Genomic DNA, 17,959 nt, shown 5'->3' on the forward strand with positions numbered 1-17,959 from the left:
CGCGCATTGCAAGGGCTCGGCACCGCGGCGACGCGTGTGATCGCGACCTCCATCGTGCGCGACTGCTATGCCGGACGCCGCATGGCGAGCGTGATGTCGCTCGCCATGATGATCTTCATCGCGGTGCCCGTGGTCGCGCCCTCGTTCGGACAGACTGTGCTGCTGGTCACGGCGTGGCGCGGCATCTTCGTGGTGCTGACGCTGTACGGCCTGCTCGCGCTCGCCTGGTGCGTGCTGCGGCTCCCGGAGACGCTTCCAGAGTCAAAGCGCAGGTCGCTGGCGCCCGCCGACGTGCTCTCGGCGTTTCGGCAGACCGTGACCCATCGCCAGACCATCGGCTATGCCACCGCCGCCGGCAGCGTGATGGGCGCGCTGTTCGCCTACGTGTTCTGCGCCCAGCAGATCTTCACCGGCATCTACCATCTCGGTCGCTACTTCCCGCTCGCTTTCGCGGCGATCGCGGCCGGCGTCGCCATTGCCGGCTTCCTCAATGCAAGGCTGGTCGGGCGGCTCGGCATGCGCGTGATCTCGCACGGCGCGCTGGCGCTCTATGCCGCGGTCGCCGGCGTCATGCTGCTGACGGAAAGCCTCGGCGTGCTGCCGCTCGCGCTGTTCATGCTGCTCTCCGCGCTGATGATGTTCTCGTTCGGCATGATGGTCGCCAATTTCACCGCGCTCGCGATGGAGCCGCAGGGCCACATCGCCGGGACCGCCTCCTCGCTCTACGGCTCGATCACGACGCTGATCGGGATCGCGGTCGGCATGGCGATCGGGCAGAGCTTCGACGGCACGCTGATGCCCTTCTCCGTCGGCTTCTTCCTGTCGACGCTCGCCGCGCTCGCGATCGTGCTGGTCGTGGAGAAAGGGCGGCTGTTCAGGCCGCATCATCGCCCGATCAACTAGCCCGATTCAAGCTCGTGCATGGGCCGCTGATAGGGCGCATGCGTGTCTGCAGTTGAGAACTCAGACCGCAAGCTTGGAAACTGCCCACGTCGCGACGAACAGGATGCAGAAAACCCGCGCAGGTCGGGAAACGATGCCGGCATGCCATCGCGCGACGAGGTAGACAATCATCCCCAGCGCCAGAGCATCGGTCAAATTGCCGGATAACAGGGCGGCAACGGCCATGGTGACGCTCATGATGGCCGAAACCATGTCCTTTGCCGCGAGCTCGCCGATGCTGCGCCATGCCATCAGTCCGCCCAGGGTCATCAACGCAGGCGTGGTCGCAACCGGCGGGATGGACGAAAACAGCGGCGAGAAGAACAGGGTCGCGATGAATCCAACGCTCGCCACGATCGCGGTCAGGCCGGTGCGGCCTCCGGCTTCGACGCCCGCGACGGATTCGATGTATGGACTGACGCTCGCGGTGCCGAGAAGGCCACCAAGCACTGTCGCAGATGCGTCGCTCATATAGGCGGCACGCACGCTGCCGGCGATCTCAAGACCGGCGGTTCGCGTCACGGTGACGGTGGTGGCGATCAGCCCGACGCATTCGTTGAAGGTCACGAAGGCCAGCGCGATCAGTCCCTCCAGCGGCTTTGCTGCAAGAGGACCGAGGTCCAGCGCGAATGCCGTATGCAGAGGCCAATGCGGCCAAACCGGAAGCAAGACCGCGAACATATTCGCCATGCCACGCCCGCTCACCAATTCACAGATCGTCGCCGTGACCAGGACGGATCCGATCAGGGCTCCCGGAGTCCGGCGTGCGGCCAGTACGAACGTTGCGGGTATTGCGGCAACGAGCAAGAGTATCAATCCCGCGTCGGAGCGGGAATCCGGGCCGGCTGAAAGACCAATCTGGCTGACCGCAATCCGGCATAGGAACACTCCGAAGGCAGCGTTCAAGCCGATCTTCATGTCGTCCGGAATGCCTCGCGTAAGGCGCTCGCGTATGCCAGCGACGCCAAGCAAGAGCACGATGACCCCGGACCCCAGCATGATCGCAAGGCCAGCCTGCCATGACAGGCCCATCTGACCAACGATCACGTAAGCAAAGAACGCGTTGGATCCCATGGATGGGGCAAGACCCAGCGGCAGGTTTGCCAACAAGCCGGTTGCCATGCTGCCGGCAATCGAGACGATGATCGTCGCGATCGCGACGTCGCTGCGGTCCATGCCGGCCTGGGCCATCACCGCGGGATTGACGGCGACGATGTAGACCATGGCCACGAAGGTCGTCAGGCCGGCAAGGATTTCCCTGCCGACGGTGCTCCCACGTGCCGAGATGAGGAAGCGACGCTCCATAAGGCCGCGCTTGGCGCGTCGTCCGCTCCGATCATCGTCGATCGTATCGTCGGAATCGGGCGACGCGTCCATGACCTTCCAAGCCTGCGGCCAATCGTGCTCGGGCCGGAGCTTCGCACGCGGGAGGTCAGGCCGCCAGCGGCGACAAGCTCCTGCGCGACCGCAGTGCGATTCCGATCCCAATGAAGGCAATGATCAGGCCGGGCAATCCTGCCCCGACGACCGGCCCGGGGACCGCTGCGATCGAAAGCTCAAAGTTGTCGGCTCGCAAAATGCCCGACGAGGGCAAATCGATCGGATCGCCGTTCGCATCGACAGCACCGGCCGCTCGCATAGCGAAGCCGAAAGTGATGGCGTCTCCCGAGAAGTCCAGCCCGGTCGCCGATCCCGCTGCACTGAAGTTGGCGGGGTCGAACAGCTTGAAATCACTTGCCTGAATATTCGTCGCGGCCAGCGTGTACCAGCTGCCGCCGGGCTGATTGAACGGGCCGAACGTAAAGATGCTTTGGTAGATCTTACCGTCCTGCTGCGCCAGGATGCGAAGGGAATAGCTCCCGACTGCGATCTGCGCCCCATTGACCGTCGGCTCGAAGAACCGGTCGAGAGAGGCTGATAGCGAGCCGATGGCACCACTTACGCCCGGATTGTATACGAAGTTCGTGTTGATGGCCGTGAACAACACCCCGGAAGCATTTCCGCCCTGTGCGCCGTAGCTGCCTTCCAGTGCAGTGCCGGGATTGCCCGAAGGCGTCTGTCCATAGGACGTCGTTACTGCCGGACCCGAATAAGAGGTAACAATATAATCGCTCGTACTGAACGCGCCGTCGGTGAAGACCGTGCCGGCGAGCGCGGGAGCTGCCATGAGCACGCTGGAAACGGTCGCCCCCAAAACCAGCACTTCCAATCTCTTGGTCAAAATCATTGCTGTTCACCTTTTAGATGCGCCGCCCTCGCCGCAACGCGAGCGGCCGCTGGCGCCGGACTTCTCCATAGGGCACAATGGCGGAACTCCGCTTGCAGATTTCGACGCATTTTTTACATCGGCCATCAAAAGCCTCACGCCAATCATTTACGAGCCCGCACAGCCCCGCTGATGAGCGAGGGAGGGAAAAATGAATTTGGGTAACTTCCGTTTTTCCGACGCCGGCCCCGATCAGGTAAGAGCGACGCTGACAAGCCTTTACGGCAAGAACCGATTTTCGTTTCTGGGCGATGACCGCCGGGCCCGGATCACGCTGCATGGACGTTCGGCCGGCGGCGTCGGCGTCATTCGAGCTCGTTTCTCGATGCCCTTCCGGCTGAGCCTCGAGGGGTTGGCTCCAGATGACGGGGGTCTCGCCATCTTCTTGCGCACGAAGGGAAACGCAAGAGTGCAGACACCCGATCGGGTCGTCGATTGCGAGCAAGGCCGCTGGATACCTTTCGCATCCGGAGCGGCTCGTGAGGTCGAGACGTCGCACGACCTCGCCGATACTGCGATCATCATTGCACCGTCCCTGGTGAATGCCGCTTGCCGTTCGTATCTGGGGGCTGCCCCAGCGGAGCCACTCAAACTCGACTCTTCGCCCCTGGCACCGTCCCTTGCCGCCAGATGGGCCGAAATCGTTGGCGCGCTGGACGCACTCACCGCCATTCATGACTGTCCGGCCGACCCAGTTGAGAGCGTTGCGGAGCACGGAGTGTCGTTGCTGCTCGACCAGCACCCCCACAATTTCGCAAGATATGGGCGCTCTGCGCCCGCGCATGGCGAGGCCGATGCCGGTGTTTTGCCGACACCGGGCCATACCGGCCAACCGACGCTGACAGGGACCCAGATCGAGGTTCTACGGAGCTATATCGGCGCGTCGTTGGACGGCCGCATCGACGTCCCCGCGTTGGCCAGTCTGGTGGGCATGGGAACGACTCGCTTCGCCCTTGCATTCCGGCATGCGTTCGGAACGACCCCCGGACACTACGTCCGGGACGAGCGCCTTCGTCGTGCGATGTGGCTGCTTGAACATGAAACGATGTCGATAGCCGCCGTGGCCGCGGAAGCGGGCTTCTCAAGCCAGAGTCATCTCGTTGCCAGGATGCTGGCCTTTGCCGGGGTCACGCCGCGCGAGTACCGTCGTTCCAGGCGCGACAGGCGAAATGCCGACGGTCACTCGAAGGGGTGACGGGTAGCAGGCTTTGCGGCAAGCCACGATAATGCAGATCGATTTGTCTCACGGTCTGCAGCGGGCCGGGGCAATCAATTCAAGCGGTTGTTGATCGGCCAAGTCGATAACTCCCCCCGGCCTCGGGCCTCGGCGATGTCGATGGCATTTCGACAGCTGTCGGCCGCAGGCAAGGCGATCGGTTCAGGCGGGAAGCTGAATGCTGCCATCGCCCGAGGTCGCAGGAAAACGTCCAGTGAAGGACGCAATTGTCGGCGCACCTTTCGTGACCATCCGTCAGGAACTTCCCGCCCCTGCCGATGTTGTACCGCAGCAATTCAGAGGATGGTCGAGATGGAACAAGACAACAGATCGGACCAGCTCGCGTCCGAGATCGAACAGCCGATTTCGCGGCCTCGGTCCGATGAACGGATGGGTCCGAGCCTAGCGTTCGCGAGCGAAGGCCTGGAGCAGCTGCGCGACAGTCACTGTTAGACCATAGCGATCCAAAAATCGTTGAAAGAAAACGGCGCCGCAGGAGACTGCGGCGCCGTTCATTTTCCACACGCGAGGCGTGCTGCGTCTACTCTTTCTTGTCGACGTTCCAGAACACCGGGGTCGCGGGACCGTCGAGCACGCCGGTCAGCGATTTACGCCAGCCGCTCGGGATCAGATACTGCCCCAGCGGAATGTAGATCACCTGCTCATAGGCCTGCTTCTGGATGTCGGCGGCGATCTTCTTCTGATCGTCGACCGAGGCCGCGCGGACGAAAGCGTCCTTGAGCTGCTCGATCTTGGCGTCCTCCGCCCAGCCGAACCAGCCCTTCTTGCCCTGGCCGCCGATCGAGAGATTGGCGATCGGGTTGGAGACGTCGGCCGCGACCCAGTTGGTGAAGAACATGTTCCAGCCGCCTTCCTTCGGCGGCTTCTGGCTGGCGCGGCGGCTCACCACCGTCTGCCAGTCGGTCGCCTGAAGGTCGACCTTGAAGCCCGCCTCGCGCAGCAGCTGAGCCGCAACGATCGGCTGCGCCTTCAGCGTCGTGACGTCGCCGGGGGCCATGATCACGATCGGCGTGCCGTCATAGCCGGACTCGGCGAGAGCCTTCTTGGCTTCCGCCATGCCGTTCCCCTTGACCAGGGTCTCCGAGCCGATATCAGTCGCGAGCGGCGTGTCGCAAATGAAGAACGCACCGCAGATCTTCTGGTATTTGGCGTTGCCGACCAGCGCATCGAGCACGTCCTTCTGGTTGATGGCCAGCAAGGCGGCGCGACGCACCTTCACGTTGTCGAACGGCGGATGCAGGAAGTTCATCCGGCCGAGCGTCTGAAAGCCGAACTTGTTCAGAACCTGGATCGTGAGCTCCTTGTTGCCTTCCAGCACCGGCAACATGTCGAACGGCAGGTTCTCCATGAAATCGATGTCGCCCGACTGCAGCGCGTTCACCGCGGTCTGCGAGTCCGGCATGGTGATCCACTCGACACGGTCGACCTTCACCACCTTGCCGCCGGAGGTCCAGCTCGCCGGCTCCTTGCGCGGCACGTAGTCGGTGTTCTTGACGTACACCGCCTTCACGCCGGGCTGGAATTCGCCCTGCACGAACTTGAAGGGACCGGAGCCGATCTGCTCCGGGATCTGCTTGTCCGGCGGCGTCTCCGCAAGGCGCTTCGGCATCATGAAGGCGACGCGCGAGGACGGCTTGCCGATGGAGTCGAGCACCAGGCCGTAGGGCTCCTTCAGCTTCAGCGTGATGGTCTTCGGATCGGTCGCCTCGATGCTGGCGGTGAAGTCCATGAGCTTCTGGCCCATGCCGTCGACCGCAGCCCAGCGCTTCAGCGAAGCGACGCAGTCCTCCGCCGTCACCGGCGCACCATCATGCCACTTCAGGCCGTCGCGCAGCGTGAAGGTGTAGGTGAGCTTGTCGTCGGAGACCTTCCAGTCCGCCATCTGCGGCTGGACCTTGAAGTTGGAATCGGTGGCCACCAGCGTGTCGTAAACCATGTAGCCATGGTCACGCGTGATGTAGGCCGTGGTGAAGATCGGATCGATGATGCGCAGATCCGAATGCATCACCGCGGTGAGGGTCTTGCCGGCCGCAAGCACCGGCGAGGCCAGCGCGGTCGAAAGCGCGACGACCGACAGCGCAAGTTTGGAGGCGAACGCGCGAGGCCCCCGGCGCATGAAGTGGAACATAGAAAGTTCTCCTGACGTGAAACTGTTCAAAGGCAGATTATTGGTTGAGCATGAGGTTCGTTCGTTGGGCGATCTAACCTCATGCAATGCCTTTATCTTTTCGAGACTTGCAGACAGTGCGAAGCGCGTCAATCCGGTTTCGGTGCAAGCCCTGGCGGCGCGCGCACGGGCTCCACAAAGACCGGTTTGGCCCTACAACACCCTCCGCTTGTCCCGTCCGCGCCAATGCAATGCGCGTTCCATCTTTCCATGCTTGAGAGACATTGAGATGAATCCTGCCAATCTTCCCTTTGATTCCGAGGCCATGCTCGAGGGCCTGCGCGGCTGGGTCGAATGCGAAAGCCCGACCTGGGACGCCGGCGCCGTGGACCGCATGCTCGATATCGCAGCGCGGGATATGGCGATCATGGGTGCGACGATCGAACGCATCGCCGGCCGCCAGGGCTTCGGCGGCGTCATCCGCGCGCGTTTTCCCCATCCCAAGCAGGGCGAGCCGGGCATCCTGATCGCCGGACACATGGATACCGTCCATCCGGTCGGCACCATCGAGAAGCTGAAATGGCGGCGCGAGGGCAACAAGTGCTACGGCCCCGGCATCTACGACATGAAGGGCGGCAACTACCTCTCGCTGGAAGCCATCCGGCAGCTGGCGCGCGCCTCTTTCACGACGCCGCTGCCGATCACCGTGCTGTTCACGCCGGACGAGGAAGTCGGCACGCCCTCCACACGCGACATCATCGAGGCGGAAGCCGCGCGCAACAAGTATGTGCTGGTGCCTGAGCCCGGCCGCGCCGACAACGGCGTCACCACCGGGCGCTACGCCATCGCCCGCTTCAATCTCGAGGCGACGGGCCGGCCGAGCCACGCCGGCGCGACGTTGTCGGCCGGACGCTCGGCGATCCGCGAGATGGCGCGCCAGATCCTCGCGATCGACGCGATGACGACCGAGGACTGCACCTTCTCGGTCGGCGTGGTCCATGGCGGCCAATGGGTAAATTGCGTTGCCACCACGGCGACCGGCGAAGCGCTCTCCATGGCCAAGCGCCAGGCCGATCTCGATCGCGGCGTCGAACGGATGCTGGCGCTGTCCGGCACCAGCAACGACGTCACCTTCAAGGTCACGCGCGGCGTGACACGGCCGGTCTGGGAGCCCGATGCCGGCACCATGGCGCTGTATGAACAGGCCCGCGGCATTGCCAAATCTCTCGGCATGGAATTGCCGCATGCAAGCTCCGGCGGCGGCTCGGACGGCAACTTCACCGGCGCGATGGGAATCCCCACCCTCGACGGCCTCGGTGTGCGCGGCGGCAATGGCCACACGCTCGAAGAGTTCATCGAGGTCGACAGCCTGGTCGAGCGCGGCCGCTTGATGGCGGGATTGCTGGCGACGCTGGAATAAGTTGAATCAACATCGCACTGCACAATACGGCGGCAGTGGCGGTTTAAATTTAGCCTTGTCTAAAAATGAGGCGTATCGTACTGCTCGGCCGTCCACGCGACGACGCGGGAGAGATCGCAACGAAGGCTTTCAGCCTTCATTGCGGCGCCGACGGAGCAACCGCCCCGGAAACTCTCAGGCAAAAGGACCGTATCGTCAGGACGATCTGGAGAGAGGCAGCGCGATTGCAGGCAATCGTGACGTCCACCGAAGGGGATAATCCGCCGCGCAATCCGCGGCGGGTCAAGCTCTCAGGTAACCGTGACAGATGGGGCGCCGCCAACGGCCTTTGGCCGGCGGTTAGCCGACTCTAAACACGGGAGCCCCGAACCACGTCATGACTCATATCGCCATCATCGGCGCCGGCATCACCGGCGTCACGACCGCCTATGCGCTGCTCGAACGCGGCTACAAGGTGACGGTGCTGGACAAGCACCGTTACGCCGCGATGGAGACGTCCTTCGCCAATGGCGGACAGCTCTCCGCTTCGAACGCCGAAGTCTGGAACAGCACCGCGACGATCCTGAAGGGCTTGCGCTGGATGTTCCGGCGCGACGCGCCGCTGCTGATGAATCCGCGGCCGAACTGGCACAAATATTCGTGGATGAGCGAGTTCGTCGCCAACATCGGCAACTACCGCGCCAACACGATCGAGACCACACGGCTCGCGATCGAAGCCCGCAAGTATCTGTTCGACCTTGCGACGCGCGAGGGCATCGACTTCGATCTCGAGCGCCGCGGCATCCTTCACATCTATCGCGACAAGGCCGGGTTCGAATCCGGCCTGCGCGTCAACGCGCTGCTGCAGGAAGGCGGTCTCGACCGCCGCCCTGTGACGCCGGATGAAATCCGCAGCATCGAGCCGACGCTGCGCAAAGATTATTATGGCGGCTTCTACACGCCGTCGGATGCAACCGGCGACATCCACAAGTTCACCCGCGGGTTGGCGGACGCCTGCAAGCGGCGTGGCGCAACCTTCATCCACGAAGCGGGCATCGATTCGATCGCGCCTGCCGGCAGCGGCTTCGTGCTCGGCTGGGCCGACCTTGCCGCGAGCAATGCGGCCGCCGCGCGCGGCATGCTGAAGGCGGACGGCGTCGTAGTCTGCGCCGGGGTTGCCAGCCGTCACTTCGCCGCCCTGCTCGGCGAGCGCGTCAACGTCTATCCGGTCAAGGGCTATTCGATCACCGTGCAGCTCGACACCGCCGAGAGCCGCAGCGCCACCCCGACGGTGAGCCTGCTCGACGAGGCCGCCAAGATCGTCACCAGCCGGCTCGGCGCGGATCGCTTCCGCGTGGCCGGCACGGCCGAGTTCAACGACTTCAACCGCGACATCCGCGCCGACCGCGTGCAGCCGCTGATCGACTGGGTTCGCGGCAACTTCCCCGCCGTCGAAACGTCGCGCGTCGTGCCCTGGGCCGGGTTGCGCCCGATGATGCCGAACATGATGCCGGTGGTCCGCGCAGGACGGATGCCGGGCGTGTTCTTCAACACCGGGCACGGTCATCTCGGCTGGACCTTGGCCGCGGCGAGCGCGCAGATGATCGCCGGGACCATCGACGGCTGGCGTGGGCTCAACGCACCGCCGACCGTTGCCTCACTTGGGGTTGAGCGTGAGCTGCGGCATGCATCCTGAGTGGCCAACCGGAGACATGCCTGCCTCTTGCGACAGCGCTGGCCTTGGCACACAATTTGCCCCAAGAGGACGGCGTCTCCGGGCGGCCTTTTCAGCCCAAGTGACAGGCATGATAGACACGACAGAGTTCACGGGCGCCTCGAGGCCCCCCACGTTACGTAGCCGGAGATAGGTGCATGCTGGGTTATCTTATTCGCCGCGTTCTGGCCGCGGTGCCCGTGATGGGCGTCGTCGCGCTGTTCGTGTTCCTGCTGCTGCGGCTGACGCCGGGCGATCCCGCCGCGATTCTGGCCGGCGACAACGCCACGCCCGAGCGGCTCGAGCGCATCCGCGACTCGCTCGGCCTCAACGAGCCCCTGATCGTGCAGTTCATCACCTGGGTAAACAAGCTGCTGCACGGCGACCTCGGGACGTCGCTGATCTCCAACCTGCCGGTCATCAAGATGATCGGCCAGCGCGTCGAGCCGTCGATCTCGATCGCGCTGTGCACCATCGTCCTCGCCGTGATCGTCGCGGTTCCCCTGGGGGTGATCGCCGCCTGGAAGCATGGCACCTGGATCGACCGTTTTGTCATGGGCCTGTCCGTGCTCGGCTTCTCGGTGCCGGTATTCGTGGTCGGCTATGTGCTGATCCAGGTCTTCGCGATCGAGCTGCGCTGGGTGCCGGTGCAGGGCTTCCGCAGCATCTTCAACGGCTTCGGTCCGTTCTTCGAGCGCATAATCCTGCCGACCTGCGCGCTCTCCTTCATCTACATCGCACTGATCGCGCGCATGACGCGCGCGGCGATGCTCGACGTGCTCGGTGAAGACTACGTGCGAACGGCGCGCGCGAAGGGCATCAACGAGGTTGCCGTGATGATGCGCCATGCGCTACGCAACGCCGCGGTGCCCGTGATCACCGTGATCGGCACCGGCTTCGCGCTGCTGATCTCCGGCGTCGTCGTCACCGAGAGCGTGTTCAACATCCCCGGCATCGGGCGCCTCACCGTCGATGCGGTGCTGGCGCGCGACTATCCGGTGATCCAGGCGATGATCCTGCTGACGTCGTTGATCTACGTCGTCGTCAATCTCGTCATCGACGTCGCCTACACCCTTCTCGACCCCCGGATCCGGTACTGAGGCAAGGACAACAACAATATGTCGGTCGATACCCTTCCCCAGTCGTCCATTCCGATCACCACGCCGCTGCGGCCGCGGTTCGGATTCCTCACCTCGACGCCGATCATCGCCGCGGCGACGTTCCTGCTCGCCCTGATCGTGTTGATCTCGATCCTGGCGCCGCTGATCGCGCCGCATGACCCGATCCAGCTCGCGCCCTCGCAGCGGCTGAAGCCCTCATCCGGCCAGTTCCTGCTCGGCACCGACGCCTACGGACGCGACGTGTTGTCGCGCGTGATCTATGGCGGCCGCATCTCGCTACTGATCGGGATCGGCGCCGCGATCCTGTCGATCGTCATCGGGCTCGCGATCGGCCTCGTCTCCGGCTTCTTCAAGCTGGTCGATGCCGTGATGATGCGCATCATGGACGGCCTGATGGCGATGCCGAGCATCCTGCTCGCGATCGCCGTGGTGTCGCTGTCCGGCGCCAGCCTCTGGACCGTGCTGATCGCGATCACGATCCCCGAGATTCCGCGCGTCGCGCGCCTGGTCCGCTCGGTCGTGCTGTCGGCACGCGAGGAGCCTTACGTGGAGGCCGCGATCTCGGTCGGCTCGAGCCTGCCGAAGATCATGTGGCGCCATTTGATGCCGAACACGATTGCGCCGCTGATCGTCCAGGGCACCTATATCTGCGCGTCCGCGATCCTGACCGAGGCCATCCTCTCCTTCCTCGGCGCCGGCATCTCGCCGGAGACGCCGACCTGGGGCAACATCATGGCGGAGGGTCGCCAGTACTTCCAGATCAAGCCGTCGCTGATCTTCTGGCCGGGCCTTCTACTCTCGATCGCCATCCTCAGCATCAACCTGATCGGCGACGCCGCCCGTGACGCCCTAGATCCCCGCATGAAGCAGCGGGAGGGGAAGTGATGCAAGTTGCACTGTCATTCCGGGGCGCGCCCCATGGCGCGAGCCCGGAATCCATTTCACCCCCGACACTGCGGCCCGATGGATTCCGGGTTCGCGCTACGCGCGTCCCGGAATGACGGAGAGAATTGACGTGACCGACACCATCCTCGACATTAACAACCTCGTCGTCTCCGTCGGCAAGAAGCCGAACGGGGCCAACATCCTCGACGGCATCTCGATCCAGGTGCGCGCGCGCGAGACGCTGTGCCTCGTCGGCGAGAGCGGCTCGGGCAAGTCGGTGACCTCGCTCACCACGATGGGCCTGCTGCCGAAGGGCACGCTGGTGCCGACCGGCGGCAGCGTCAAGCTGGTCGGCGAGGAGCTGCTCACCGCGACTGACCGCCGCCTGCGCCAGCTTCGCGCGACGCAGATGGCGATGATCTTCCAGGAGCCGATGACCGCGCTCAATCCGGTGGTACCGGTCGGCCGCCAGATCGACGAGGTGCTGCGCGCGCACACCAAGCTCGACGCGAGGGCCCGCAGGAAGCGCATTCTCGACATGATGGAGCAGGTCCATTTGCCCCAGGTCGAGCGCATCTTTGCCTCCTATCCGCACCGTCTCTCCGGAGGCCAGCGCCAGCGCATCATGATCGCGATGGCGCTGGTGCTGGAGCCGAAGCTCCTGATCGCGGACGAGCCGACCACCGCGCTCGACGTCACCACGCAGAAGCAGATCCTGTCCCTGATCCGCGAGCTCCAGCGCGATCACGGCACCGCCGTGCTGTTCATCACGCATGACATGGGCGTGGTCGCCGAGATCGCCGACCGCGTCGCGGTGATGCGGCAGGGCCGGCTGGTCGAGACCGGTCCGCTCGAAACCGTGCTGCGCAATCCGACCATGGAATACACCCGCAACCTGCTTTCGTCGGTGCCGAGCCTGGTGCCGCGGCCGCCGCGCGAGGACAGCCGCGAGCCCGTCGTCCTGGAGGCCAACGAGCTCAGCAAGGTCTACAAGGAGCGCGCCTTCTTCGGCAAAGGCCGCGAGGTCGTGGCCGCCGACAAGGTCACGCTCACGCTGCGCAAGGGCCGCACCCTCGGCATCGTCGGCGAAAGCGGCTCGGGCAAATCGACGGTGGCACGCTGCATCGTCCGCCTGATCGATCCGACCTCGGGCGGCGTGCGCCTCGCCGGCCGCGAGATCGCCGACATCTCGCGCCGCCTGCTGCAGCCGCACCGGCAGAAGATCCAGATCGTGTTCCAGGACCCCTATCGCTCGCTCAACCCGCGCGTCACAGTCGGCGAGAGCATTGCGGAAGGCCCGGTCAATTACGGCGTGGCGCATGCCGACGCGATGAAGCGCGCGCGCGAATTGCTCGAATTGGTCGGCCTGCCGGCCGATGCCGTCTCGCGCTATCCGCACCAGTTCTCCGGCGGCCAGCGCCAGCGCATCGCCATTGCCCGCGCACTCGCGCTCGATCCAGACGTGCTGGTCGCGGACGAAGCGGTCTCCGCGCTCGACGTCTCGGTGCAGGCGCAGGTGCTGGAACTCCTGGACGAGATCCAGAAGCGGCTCGGCATCGCCATCCTGTTCATCACCCATGACCTTCGCGTCGCCGCGCAGATCTGCGACGAGGTGGTGGTGATGCAGCACGGTCGCGTCGTGGAACAGGGCCCCGCCGGCGAGGTGCTGACGCATCCGAAGGAGGCCTATACCAAGGCGCTGCTGGATGCCGCGCCCGGGCGCGATTGGGATTTTGCGAACTTCCGGCCGGTGGCCGAGAGCGTGGCGGCGCGCGCGTAGCAACACTCTCTGTCGTCATTCCGGGGCATCGCGCAGCGATGAGCCCGGAATCCATTTGGCCGCGGACTTCCGTCGCACGATGGATTCTCAGGTGCGCAATTGCGCACCATAGTTTGCGCTACGCGCGCCCCGGAATGACGAGGAGAGAGCGCAGCATTCCCAAAACGATCTGACCCCATGCGCCGCGCGATTGCTTCCTGCCTTGCTCTTCTCGCAAGGCCAAGGCTAACGTCGCGCACTTTCAATTGGGACTGAACTGAATGACACGTATTGCCGTCGGCGGCTTCCTGCACGAGACAAACACCTTCGCGCCGACCAAGGCGACGTTCGCGGACTTCCAGCATGGCGGCGGCTGGCCGGCGATGACGGAAGGCGCCGACGTCTTGAAGGTGATGCGCCGCATCAATGTCGGCCTCGCCGGATTCGTCGACAGCGCCGAGGCGAACGGCTGGGAACTCGTTCCGACCATCGCTTGCGGCGCGAGCCCTTCGGCGCATGTCACCAAGGACGCGTTCGAGCGCATCGTCAAGGTGATGGTCGACGGCATCGCAGCCGCCGGCCCGCTCGACGCGGTCTATCTCGATCTGCACGGCGCCATGGTGACCGAGCATCTCGACGACGGCGAAGGCGAGATTCTGGCGCGCGTGCGCCGCGTCATCGGCAATGAGGTTCCGCTGGTCACGAGCCTCGACCTGCATGCCAACGTCACCCCCGAGATGATCGCGCATGCCGACGCGCTGATCGCCTACCGCACCTATCCCCATGTCGACATGGCCGAGACCGGCCGCGCCTGCGCGCGGCATCTGGCTTTGCTGCTGAAGACCAAGCAGCGCCTGGCAAAAGCCTTCCGGCAATTGCCGTTCCTGATCCCGATCAGCTGGCAATGCACCAACGACCAGCCGACCAAAGGCATCTATGAAAAACTCGCGGCGCTGGAGAGCGATGCGGTTCCGACGCTGTCTTTCGCGCCCGGCTTTCCCGCCGCGGATTTCCGCGACTGCGGGCCGAGCGTATTCGCCTATGGCAAGACGCAGGCGGACGCCGACCGCGCGGCCGATGCGATCGTGAGGCTGATCGAAAGCCACGAAAACGATTTCGACGGCAAGATCTGGTCGCCCGATGAGGGCGTGCGCCACGCCATGGAACTGGCGAAGAACGCCAGCAAGCCGATCATCATCGCCGACACCCAGGACAACCCGGGCGCCGGCGGCGATTCCGACACCACGGGCATGCTGCGCGCGCTGGTGCGCAACAAGGCGAGCGCCGCAACGGGAGCGATCTACGATCCGGAATCGGCCAAGGCCGCGCATGCGGCCGGCGTCGGCGCCACCGTGACGCTGTCGCTCGGCGGCAAGTCGGGCATTCCCGGCGACGAACCCTACCGCGAGACCTTCGTCGTCGAGAAGCTCTCCGATGGCCGCTTCGTCGCGCCCGGTCCCTATTATGGCGGCCGCGAGATGGAGATGGGCCCGTCCGCGGCCTTGCGCATCGGCGATGTCCGCGTCGTCGTCTCCTCGCACAAGGCCCAGCTCGCCGACCAGGCGATGTATCGTTACGTTGGCATCGAGCCCACAAAAGAGAAGATCCTGGTCAACAAGAGCTCCGTACACTTCCGCGCCGATTTCGAGCCGATCGCGGAGAAGCTGATGATCTGCGCCGCGCCCGGCGCGATGCCGGCCGACACCGCCACCCTGCCCTGGACGCGCCTGCGGCCGGGCATCCGCATCAAGCCGAACGGCCCCGTTTTCAATCCTCCTTCACGCTAACCCGGACAGGACCACATGCCCACGATCGACCGCATCGACGGCTACGCCGACGAACTCACCGCCATCAGGCGTGACCTCCACGCCCATCCCGAGATCGGCTTCGAGGAAGTGCGCACCTCCGGCATCGTCGCCGACAAGCTGAAGAGCTGGGGCATCGAGGTACATCGCGGCCTCGGCGGCACCGGCGTGATCGGCGTCATCAAGGGCAAGGGCTCGGGCGGCAAGCGCATTGGTCTCCGCGCGGACATGGACGCGCTGCCGATGGAAGAGAACACCAACCTGAAATGGAGCTCGAAAATCCCGGGCCGCTTCCACGGCTGCGGCCATGACGGCCACACCACCATGCTGCTCGGCACCGCGCGCTACCTCGCCGAGACCCGGAATTTCGACGGCACCGTGCATCTGATCTTCCAGCCGGCCGAGGAAGGCCTCGGCGGCGCCCGCGCCATGATCAAGGACGGCCTGTTCGAGAAATTCCCCTGTGACGAGCTCTACGGCTTGCACAACGCGCCCGACCTCAACCATGGCGAGATCGCGATCCTGCCGGGCCCGGCGATGGCCAGCGCCGACTTCTTCGACCTGCGCATCACCGGCTACGGCGCGCATGGCGCGATGCCCGAGCGCTCCAAGGACGCCGTGATCATCGCGACGACGCTGGCGCAGGCGATCCAGACCATCGTCAGCCGCAATGTCGAGCCGCTGCAGGCCGCGGTGGTGTCGATCACCCAGATCCATGCGGGCTCCGCCTACAACGTCATTCCAGGCGATGCGCATCTGTGCGGCACCATCCGCACCTTCTCGAAAGAGGTTCGCGCCCTGGTCTCTGAACGCATCCGCACCATCTGCGCCGGCATCGCCAGCGCCTATAGCTGCGTGATCGAGGTCGACATCCGCGACACTTTCAACGTCCTGATCAACCAGGCGGAGCAGTCCAAGGTGGTCGAGGAGGTCGCCCGCACGATCGTCGATCCCTCCAACGTGATCACCCGCCTGCAGCCGAAGATGGGCAGCGAGGATTTCGCGGACATGCTGGAGACCATCCCCGGGGCCTATTTCTGGGTCGGGCATGACGGCTCGGTGCCGGTGCACAATCCCGGCTTCGTGCTCGACGACAAGATCCTGCCGATCGGCGCCAGCGTGTTCGCCCGCATCGTCGAGACGCGCATGCCGGTGGGCGGAAATGCCTAGAAAGAGCGTCGAGAACGCGGTCACCTCGCTGCACGATCTGTCCGCGGTCGACCTGATCGCGGGCTATCGCGCCAAGCAATTCTCGCCGAGCGAGGTGCTGGAGGATTTGCTTGCGCATGTCGCAGCGTGGGAACCGCATCTCAACGCTCTCTATGCCTTCGATCCCGACGGCGCACGCGAGGCCGCCAAGGCCTCGACCGCGCGTTGGAGCGGCGGCGAGCCGTCGGGTGCGCTCGACGGCGTCCCCGTCACGGTCAAGGACAACATCGCGACCAAGGGCGTGCCGGTGCCGCTGGGTGCCGCCAGCGTCAAGCTGGTGCCGGCCGAGAAGGACGCCCCGCCCGCCGCGCGCCTGCGCGAGGCCGGTGCGATCATCTTCGCCAAGACCACGATGCCCGATTACGGCATGCTGTCCTCCGGGCTGTCCAGCTTCCACGCGCTGGCGCGCAACCCCTGGGACCTCTCCAAGAATCCCGGCGGCTCCAGTGCGGGTGCGGGCGCAGCAGCCGCGGCCGGCTATGGCCCGCTGCATCTCGGCACCGATATCGGCGGCTCGGTGCGCCTGCCTGCGGGTTGGTGCGGCCTCGTCGGCCTGAAGCCGAGCTTCGGCCGCGTGCCGATCGATCCCACCTATGTCGGCCGCGTCGCCGGTCCCATGACCCGCACGGTCGATGATTGCGCGCTGATGATGAGCGTCATCGCAAAACCCGACCGGCGCGACGGCATGAGCCTGCCCGCCGAGCCGCTCAATTGGAAGGGCCTGGAGAAATCCCCGCGCAAATTGCGCATCGGTCTGATGCTCGATGCGGGCTGCGGCCTGCCGCCGGACAAGCCGGTGCGCGAGGTCGCGGTGGAGGCCGCCAAAGCGTTCGAGTCCGCAGGCAGCGTGGTCACCGAAGTCGACGGCATCCTGACGCGCGAGATGCTCGACGGCCTCGACAATTTCTGGCGCGCGCGGATGTGGGACGATCTGTCCAGGCTGACGCCGGCCGAGCGGGCCAAGGTGCTGCCCTATATCTTCGCCTGGGGCGAGTCCGGCGCGAAGCTCTCGGGCGTCGAGGTGATCCGCGGCTTCAACCAGACGATGGCGATCCGTGCGGCGGCGGCGAAGCTGTTCTGCGAACTCGACTACGTGATCTCGCCGACCGCACCGAACGTGAACTATCCGGCCGACTGGGCCTCGCCGACCAACGATCCGATGAAGCCGTTCGAGCACATCGCCTATACCGTGCCGTGGAATATGTCGGAGAACCCGGCGATCTCGATCAACGGGGGCTTCGACGCCAAGGGCTTTCCGATCGGCGTGCAGATCGTCGGCCGCCGCTTCGACGACATCGGTGTGCTCGGCATGGCCAAGGCGTTCGAGGGCCTGCGAGGCGCGCAGCGGGCCTGGCCGCAGCCGCCGGCCAAGTGAGACGCTTTCGTCATCCGGGACAGCGCGCCCTTTAGGCGCAAGCCCGAATGATTTGGGACAGGCAACATACGAAAGACTCTTGCTTACCCTCCCCTGGAGGGGGAGGGTCGGCTCACATTGAGCGAAGCGAAGTGTGAGAC

The 17,959-nt window shown here is 64.9% G+C and carries 14 protein-coding genes and 2 riboswitches; of the genes, 11 read left to right on the plus strand and 3 right to left on the minus strand.

Going from position 1 to position 17,959, the window contains the following annotated elements:
• Nucleotides 1-903 (plus strand): MFS transporter (locus tag JHD07_RS10015; protein WP_291621514.1); only part of this gene is annotated, 903 nt, incomplete at its 5' end.
• 60 nt (nucleotides 904-963) lie between these two features.
• Here JHD07_RS10015 and JHD07_RS10020 read toward each other — a convergent pair.
• Both JHD07_RS10020 and JHD07_RS10025 read right to left on the minus strand, forming a co-directional pair.
• Complete coding sequence (locus tag JHD07_RS10020) at nucleotides 964-2,319, minus strand: NCS2 family permease (RefSeq protein ID WP_366864219.1); 1,356 nt, start codon at nucleotides 2,317-2,319, stop codon at nucleotides 964-966.
• Nucleotides 2,320-2,374: 55 nt separating this feature from the next.
• Nucleotides 2,375-3,109, minus strand: coding sequence for a hypothetical protein (locus tag JHD07_RS10025; protein ID WP_291621516.1), 735 nt, complete (start codon nucleotides 3,107-3,109; stop codon nucleotides 2,375-2,377).
• On the opposite strand from JHD07_RS10025, the gene JHD07_RS10030 reads away from it, so the two are divergent.
• Nucleotides 3,108-3,341, plus strand: coding sequence for a hypothetical protein (locus JHD07_RS10030; RefSeq protein WP_291621518.1), 234 nt, complete (start codon nucleotides 3,108-3,110; stop codon nucleotides 3,339-3,341). The two genes, JHD07_RS10025 and JHD07_RS10030, sit on opposite strands and share 2 nt — an antisense overlap.
• 18 nt (nucleotides 3,342-3,359) lie before the next feature.
• Entirely contained in the window at nucleotides 3,360-4,403 is a 1,044-nt protein-coding gene (locus tag JHD07_RS10035; protein ID WP_291621520.1) for an AraC family transcriptional regulator, read from the plus strand.
• Nucleotides 4,404-4,965: 562 nt separating this feature from the next.
• Here JHD07_RS10035 and JHD07_RS10040 read toward each other — a convergent pair.
• Nucleotides 4,966-6,573, minus strand: a complete 1,608-nt coding sequence (locus tag JHD07_RS10040; protein WP_291621522.1) for an ABC transporter substrate-binding protein — start codon at nucleotides 6,571-6,573, stop codon at nucleotides 4,966-4,968.
• 268 nt (nucleotides 6,574-6,841) lie between these two features.
• Here JHD07_RS10040 and JHD07_RS10045 point away from each other — a divergent pair, with 268 nt between their 5' ends.
• The 8 genes from JHD07_RS10045 to JHD07_RS10080 all read left to right on the plus strand — a co-directional run bounded on the left by JHD07_RS10045 (nucleotide 6,842) and on the right by JHD07_RS10080 (nucleotide 17,819).
• Nucleotides 6,842-7,972 (plus strand): M20/M25/M40 family metallo-hydrolase, encoded by a 1,131-nt coding sequence (locus tag JHD07_RS10045; RefSeq protein ID WP_291621524.1) that lies wholly within the window; start codon nucleotides 6,842-6,844, stop codon nucleotides 7,970-7,972.
• 95 nt (nucleotides 7,973-8,067) lie between these two features.
• A riboswitch (glycine riboswitch) is annotated at nucleotides 8,068-8,172 on the plus strand.
• 3 nt (nucleotides 8,173-8,175) lie between these two features.
• Nucleotides 8,176-8,281, plus strand: a riboswitch (glycine riboswitch).
• Between the two features lie 67 nt (nucleotides 8,282-8,348).
• Nucleotides 8,349-9,647 (plus strand): D-amino acid dehydrogenase, encoded by a 1,299-nt coding sequence (locus tag JHD07_RS10050; RefSeq protein WP_291621526.1) that lies wholly within the window; start codon nucleotides 8,349-8,351, stop codon nucleotides 9,645-9,647.
• 176 nt (nucleotides 9,648-9,823) lie between these two features.
• Nucleotides 9,824-10,765, plus strand: a complete 942-nt coding sequence (locus JHD07_RS10055; RefSeq protein ID WP_291621528.1) for an ABC transporter permease — start codon at nucleotides 9,824-9,826, stop codon at nucleotides 10,763-10,765.
• Nucleotides 10,766-10,783: 18 nt separating this feature from the next.
• Nucleotides 10,784-11,671, plus strand: a complete 888-nt coding sequence (locus tag JHD07_RS10060; RefSeq protein WP_291621530.1) for an ABC transporter permease — start codon at nucleotides 10,784-10,786, stop codon at nucleotides 11,669-11,671.
• Nucleotides 11,672-11,801: 130 nt separating this feature from the next.
• Entirely contained in the window at nucleotides 11,802-13,451 is a 1,650-nt protein-coding gene (locus JHD07_RS10065; RefSeq protein WP_291621532.1) for an ABC transporter ATP-binding protein, read from the plus strand.
• A 260-nt stretch (nucleotides 13,452-13,711) separates the two neighbouring features.
• Entirely contained in the window at nucleotides 13,712-15,217 is a 1,506-nt protein-coding gene (locus tag JHD07_RS10070; protein ID WP_291621534.1) for a M81 family metallopeptidase, read from the plus strand.
• Between the two features lie 15 nt (nucleotides 15,218-15,232).
• Nucleotides 15,233-16,405, plus strand: coding sequence for a M20 aminoacylase family protein (locus JHD07_RS10075; protein WP_291621536.1), 1,173 nt, complete (start codon nucleotides 15,233-15,235; stop codon nucleotides 16,403-16,405).
• The gene (locus JHD07_RS10080) at nucleotides 16,398-17,819 is read left to right on the plus strand and encodes an amidase (protein ID WP_291621538.1); all 1,422 of its coding nucleotides are present in this window, start codon (nucleotides 16,398-16,400) and stop codon (nucleotides 17,817-17,819) included. The genes JHD07_RS10075 and JHD07_RS10080 overlap by 8 nt, the downstream gene beginning before the upstream one ends.
• Nucleotides 17,820-17,959: the final 140 nt, after the last annotated feature.

It is taken from the genome of Bradyrhizobium sp. (assembly GCF_016462955.1).
Lineage (GTDB): Bacteria > Pseudomonadota > Alphaproteobacteria > Rhizobiales > Xanthobacteraceae > Bradyrhizobium.

Bases quoted from the DNA above. Each gene is read 5' to 3' on its own strand.
- JHD07_RS10040 (WP_291621522.1), bottom strand. From the start codon at position 6,573: ATGTTCCACTTCATGCGCCGGGGGCCTCGCGCGTTCGCCTCCAAACTT.
- JHD07_RS10030 (WP_291621518.1), top strand. From the start codon at position 3,108: ATGAGCACGCTGGAAACGGTCGCCCCCAAAACCAGCACTTCCAATCTC.
- JHD07_RS10070 (WP_291621534.1), top strand. From the start codon at position 13,712: ATGACACGTATTGCCGTCGGCGGCTTCCTGCACGAGACAAACACCTTC.
- JHD07_RS10025 (WP_291621516.1), bottom strand. From the start codon at position 3,109: ATGGCAGCTCCCGCGCTCGCCGGCACGGTCTTCACCGACGGCGCGTTC.
- JHD07_RS10020 (WP_366864219.1), bottom strand. From the start codon at position 2,319: ATGGACGCGTCGCCCGATTCCGACGATACGATCGACGATGATCGGAGC.
- JHD07_RS10050 (WP_291621526.1), top strand. From the start codon at position 8,349: ATGACTCATATCGCCATCATCGGCGCCGGCATCACCGGCGTCACGACC.
- JHD07_RS10035 (WP_291621520.1), top strand. From the start codon at position 3,360: ATGAATTTGGGTAACTTCCGTTTTTCCGACGCCGGCCCCGATCAGGTA.
- JHD07_RS10045 (WP_291621524.1), top strand. From the start codon at position 6,842: ATGAATCCTGCCAATCTTCCCTTTGATTCCGAGGCCATGCTCGAGGGC.
- JHD07_RS10075 (WP_291621536.1), top strand. From the start codon at position 15,233: ATGCCCACGATCGACCGCATCGACGGCTACGCCGACGAACTCACCGCC.
- JHD07_RS10060 (WP_291621530.1), top strand. From the start codon at position 10,784: ATGTCGGTCGATACCCTTCCCCAGTCGTCCATTCCGATCACCACGCCG.
- JHD07_RS10055 (WP_291621528.1), top strand. From the start codon at position 9,824: ATGCTGGGTTATCTTATTCGCCGCGTTCTGGCCGCGGTGCCCGTGATG.
- JHD07_RS10080 (WP_291621538.1), top strand. From the start codon at position 16,398: ATGCCTAGAAAGAGCGTCGAGAACGCGGTCACCTCGCTGCACGATCTG.